This window comes from Pseudoflavonifractor phocaeensis (assembly GCF_016901735.1).
Classification (GTDB): domain Bacteria; phylum Bacillota; class Clostridia; order Oscillospirales; family Oscillospiraceae; genus Pseudoflavonifractor_A.
This window is the reverse complement of record NZ_JACLZC010000184.1, coordinates 1-608: the sequence shown is the minus strand read 5'-3', so window position 1 is coordinate 608 and position 608 is coordinate 1. Positions and strand designations below refer to the sequence as shown.

Sequence of the window (608 nt, the reverse complement as noted above, 5' to 3'; positions counted from 1 at the left end):
TTTGCCGCAACAAGGGGCTGCACCCCTTGCGCCGCTTACGCGGCTATCCCTGCACACCCACAAAAACAGTACACCCGCCGTTGGCGTCTGTACCATTTTTGCGGGTTTTCATTTTGTCCGGGAGGTGATACCCATAGCCATCTACCATTGTAATATCAGCATTGTCAGCCGGGGCAAGGGCAAATCAGCCGTTGCCGCAGCTGCCTACCGAAGCGGTGAAAAGCTGACAAACGAGTGGGACGGAATGACCCACGACTACACCCGCAAAGGCGGTGTTGTCCATACAGAAATCATGCTGCCACCCCATGCCCCGCCCTCTTTCTCTGACCGTTCAACCTTGTGGAACAGCGTGGAGCTTTTCGAGAAAGCCGGGAACGCCCAGCTTGCCAGAGAGATTGACGCGGCGCTCCCCATAGAGTTATCCAGAGAGGAACAGATCCGGCTTGTCCGGGAATACTGTTCCTCTCAATTTGTTTCCAGAGGAATGTGCGTTGATTATGCCATTCACGACACCGGCAAGGGCAATCCCCATTGTCACATCATGCTTACCATGCGCCCCCTTGACGAGCGCGGCGCATGGGCGGCGAAGTCCAAAAAGGAATATGACC

Annotated in this window: 1 protein-coding gene; it reads left to right on the top strand. The window is 55.4% G+C overall.

The window, feature by feature from the left end:
* A partial coding sequence (mobQ, locus tag H7U37_RS15170; protein WP_477742909.1) for a MobQ family relaxase occupies nt 1-608 on the top strand: 608 nt, incomplete at both ends.